A 4,189-nucleotide genomic window follows, 5' to 3' on the forward strand; every position below is an offset into this window, starting at 1 on the left:
GGCGGGCCCGGTCACGGTGCTGGGGGAGTGGGTGGTCGCGAAGCTACCGTCCTGTACCTGGTTGGGTGGCTGCGGTCCTGGGGCAGCGTGAGCAGCAGGCTGGTGTGGCACAAAGCCGCCTGGATACAGGGGACTGGAATGGGTCACCCATCCTCCTCGGCCCGCAACGCTGTCGGCAGCGTCTGGCGGAACACTTGGGTCGTCGAAGGGAAGACCTGCCGTCTGCGGGGGAGCGCAGACGGCAGGGCTTGGCCGCCGGGTGCGGCGAATCTGCACAGACGTTCGCACCGGCTGTGGGCCATGTGGCTGCGCGGCCCGGATACGTGCCAAGGGGTTGGACGGGAGATTGCCCGACTGTCCCGCCGGGCGGGCGCGGGCGTGCCGTCCCGGCGCGCGGCCCGCCCCTTTTCCGCGGCTGAGCTTGTCCGCAACGCGCCCGGCGGCGCCACCGGACGCCCCAAGCGTGTGCGGGGGAGCGTCCTGAGCCACCAGGACCCGCATCACCAGCCCGTTGCGCCCGTAGGAGTACCCCGGCTCGGTGGAAGACCTCAGCCCAAGGCACCCATCTGCCGCCGCAGCGGTGGCACCCGGACGCGACCCGACTTTGCGCCCCGGCCATGATTTCGTGCGGTTGCGGCGGATGATCGGGCCGCCCCACACCTTGGTGGACGGCCGGTGCACCCCAGATCGGTCGCGACTTCCCCGGGCACCGGCCCAGTGGTAACGCCGAAGCAGAGACGCCGGTTTGGACATTGCCCTGTCCATGCGGGGCCGGGGCGGTTGCCCGGGGATACGGGCGAACAGTGCCAGAGGTGCGTGGTGGCTTGGTTCACCGGTGACGACAGCAGTTGTTCAGTGCTTCGGAAGGCACCCGGGCCGTAGCGTGTTCGATGTTACGAGAAGCGACAGCACCCGAGTACGCAGATGAGAATGCTGCCGCTCCATGCTCCAGCGGTGCGGATGGTCGGGATCGGTGGGGCAAGCCAAGACGTTGAGCTCGCCGGAGCGAGTCACGGTGACCTCGGTGGAGGTTGTGGACTGAAAGGCCGGCGCGTCTCGGTCCTATCGGCCGGCCGTCGGCGTGCTCGTCGGGTGCCACTCGCGGCGGAGGAGGCCGAAGACCCAGGAGTTGGAGACGTCGCCGTTGACGACGCAGTCCTCGCGGAGGGTGCCTTCGCGGACGAAGCCGAGTTTCTCCAGGACCCGGGCGGACGCCACGTTGCGGGTGTCGGTCTCGGCCTGGACGCGGTTCAGGTCCAGGGTGTCGAACGCCCACTGCAGGACGGCGTGCGCGGTCTCCGTGGCGTAGCCGTGGCCCCACGCGGCGGCGCCGAAGACGTAGCCAAGGGACGCGCTGCGGAAGTCCGGGTTCCATCTGGACAGGCCGCACCAGCCGATGAACGCGCCGTCGCAGACGCGGTCGACGGCCATCCGCGCTCCCGTGCCTTCCTCCTCGATCGTCCGGCAGGTCGCGATGAAGCGCTGGGCGCGGGCCGGTTCGGTCCACGGCGGGGAGTCCCAGTAACGCAGCACGTGGGTGCTGCTGTGCAGCGCGTAGAGCGGCGCCCCGTCGGCGTCGGTGAACGGCCGCAGTCGCAGGCGAGCGGTGTGCAGCTCGGGGGTGGGCAGTGTCATGTGGAGCATCCTGTCGCGTCACGCTCGCCCTCGACCATCCGTTTACCCGGACGGTCGGGGCCGCGTACGTCCCGGTGACGCCGAACGCGCCGCACGGGCGGCGAGTGCGCAGTCCCTCGCCGGCATGGCGAGTAGGCGGCGGCCGTGGCGCCCCCGGGGGACGTTGACCAGTCTCGTCCTGTACCGGACTCCGGACGGATGGAGGTACGCCGTTCACTTCACCAGGCCGATGCAGTGCTGGCACACCTGCTCCCGCGCGTCCAGCAGTACCTGCGGACTTCCGGTCAGATGCTCCGCGTACCGGCAATGCACCCGCCACCCCGTCCCTGTCGCGGGCACGTGCCACTTGCCGCCCCCGGCACGCCCCAACGGCACGGTGATTCGCCGCAGCCCTGCGACATCCAGCCCCGCGCGCACCAAGTCCTTCTCCCGCAGCACCGCAAGCCCGCCCCGGTCACGCCCTACGACCGCCCCTCACCCCTCGTCACCCGACCGTTCTCTTCCGTCACTGCGGCACAGCCGCAGCGACCGGCACGGCCGGATCCCGGCCGGTCCCTTTGGCGGGAGGCGGGGTCTCAACGCGAGGACGGGCAGTGCTCGCCCGTCCTTGCGGTTCGGGCTCATCGATCGACCCCTCCGGCAGCCCTAGCCAGGGTCGGTAGCGTCACCGGAGGCCACCACAACGGTGCCGTGGGTCTTGGTGACGTTCTGAGTCCTTCACTGATCCATTCAAGCTCCTGGGCATCCTGCGGCCGGTACCCGGCAAGATCACCACGATGGAGAATCGGCCCTGCCTGCCGGGCGCTGGGCGCGGGTGTGTCGGCCGGATCGCCTGTCGGTTGCTTGCGGTGCGGGAATGCGAGGTCAGCGCCTTGCTGATGGCGCCTGCCGGGCTGCCCTGCCAAACCTCTTATTTTTGTGGTCAATTTCCCTAAAATAGGCTCATGGCGGGGGTGGAACTGGCGATCGGTGTTGTTGGCCTGATCATTGCGGTGGTGTCGGCGTATTTCGGCTATGTCGGGGTGAGGGGCCGGATCCGGCGGCGGCGTGGTGGCGAGGGGGGTCGGCTGGTGGCGGCTGAGGGCGGGGATGCCTACGAGGTGTTCGTGTCGTATGCCGCGCCGGACGTGGAGGAGGCGGAGCGGCTGGCGGGGTGCCTGCAAGGGGCCGGTATTCGGGTGTTTCTGGTGCGCTGGGTGGAGCCGGGGCTGGTGTCGTATCTGGAGTCCGAGCGGGCTTTGGCGGGTGCGACGTTCGGGGTGCTGCTGTTCAGTGATGCCACCATGGCCGACCTGCGGATCAGGGACGAGTACGCGGCGCTTCTGCAGCGGGTGCACGGCGGTGGGTTCCGGTTCGTGCCGGCCCGGACCGGGGATGTGGCGTTGCCGCAGTTCGCCGCGATCCGTGAGCCGCTGGATCTGAGTGAGCCCGGTGGGCCGCGTTATGACGCTGATGTTTCCCGTTTGGTGGGGATTGTGCGCAGGCAGCGGTCGCGGACGGGTGCGTGAGCGGATGCCGATGGCGATGGTGACCCGGCCGTGGCAGTTGCCGGGCAGCACCGAGGTGCGGGAATTGCACCAGGGGCGGTGCGGGCGGACGGTGCTGGCGCGGGTGGACGGTGAGGGCGGCGGCCTGGTGGTCGTGCGGTATGTGCCGGCCCGGCTGCTGATCCATCGGCAGCGTGGCGAGGCGTTCCGGGCGGACGTCGGGCGCCTTGCCGGGATTGATGTGCCTGAGGTGGTGCGGCTGCGCCGGTATGTTCAGGCCAAGGGGCTGGTGTCCGCGTACAGCCGGTCTGTCGGGGCGGTTGGTGGCGCGCTGGTGAGCGACGCGGTCGCGGGCGTGGCTCTGTCGCGGGTGCTGGAGGCGCACGGGAGGTTGCGTGCTCCGGCTGCGCTGGTGGTGTTCCATCGCATGCTGTGGGCGCTGGCCGCTGCGAGTGGCCATGGGCTGGTCCACGGGGATCTACGGCCGGCCAAGGTGCTGGTCGGTGGTGCCGCGGCAGTGTCGGTGTCCGGTTTCGGGCTCGCCGCGCTGACGGAAGGCGCGCCGGGAGTGCGTGCGCCGGAGCTGTGGCGTGGCGACGGTGCCGCGACCGCGGCGGCCGACGTGTACGCGGCGGCCTGTGTGTTCCACACGTGCCTGACGGGTGACCTTCCTTTTCCCGCGGTCCAGTTGTTCAGTGTGATGGCGGGGCACACCACGGCACCGGTCCCGATGACGGCGATCCCCGGGCCGCTGCGCCCGCTGCTCGCCGACGGGCTGACGAAGAATCCCGCGCTGCGCCCCGACGCCGGGAGGCTGGCGATCGCGGTGGAGCGCGTGGCGGCCAGGGAACTGGGACCGAACTGGGACGCGCGCGGCACGGCTGTGCTGCGGAACCTGGCTGCGCCCTTGCTGGGAGAAACGCTCACGCCGGCGCCGGCTCTGTTGGCGGGCGCGGGACGCACCTCTCCTTCTCCTGCCCGTTCCGCTCCAGCGCCCCGGCCGACGCCCCGGCCCCAGCCGCGGCCGGGGCGCTGGAGCGGAACGGGCAGGAGAAGGAGAGGGGCGT

3 protein-coding genes are annotated in these 4,189 nt (G+C 70.7%); 2 read left to right on the top strand and 1 reads right to left on the bottom strand.

Translation table 11 applies throughout. The annotated features are described in order from the left end of the window. Positions 1-1,062: 1,062 nt before the first annotated feature. Positions 1,063-1,635 (bottom strand): GNAT family N-acetyltransferase, encoded by a 573-nt coding sequence (locus PV350_RS45145; RefSeq protein WP_500339133.1) that lies wholly within the window; start codon positions 1,633-1,635, stop codon positions 1,063-1,065. Between the two features lie 944 nt (positions 1,636-2,579). Here PV350_RS45145 and PV350_RS45150 point away from each other — a divergent pair. Further along, the gene (locus PV350_RS45150; protein ID WP_500339134.1) at positions 2,580-3,143 is read left to right on the top strand and encodes a toll/interleukin-1 receptor domain-containing protein; all 564 of its coding nucleotides are present in this window, start codon (positions 2,580-2,582) and stop codon (positions 3,141-3,143) included. A 10-nt stretch (positions 3,144-3,153) separates the two neighbouring features. After that, the coding region (locus PV350_RS45155; protein WP_500339135.1) for a protein kinase domain-containing protein at positions 3,154-4,189 on the top strand (1,036 nt) is incomplete at its 3' end.

The organism is Streptomyces sp. PA03-6a (assembly GCF_033792765.1).
In the GTDB taxonomy this organism is placed as follows: domain Bacteria; phylum Actinomycetota; class Actinomycetes; order Streptomycetales; family Streptomycetaceae; genus Actinacidiphila.

Bases quoted from the DNA above. Each gene is read 5' to 3' on its own strand.
- PV350_RS45145 (WP_500339133.1), bottom strand. From the start codon at position 1,635: ATGACACTGCCCACCCCCGAGCTGCACACCGCTCGCCTGCGACTGCGG.
- PV350_RS45150 (WP_500339134.1), top strand. From the start codon at position 2,580: ATGGCGGGGGTGGAACTGGCGATCGGTGTTGTTGGCCTGATCATTGCG.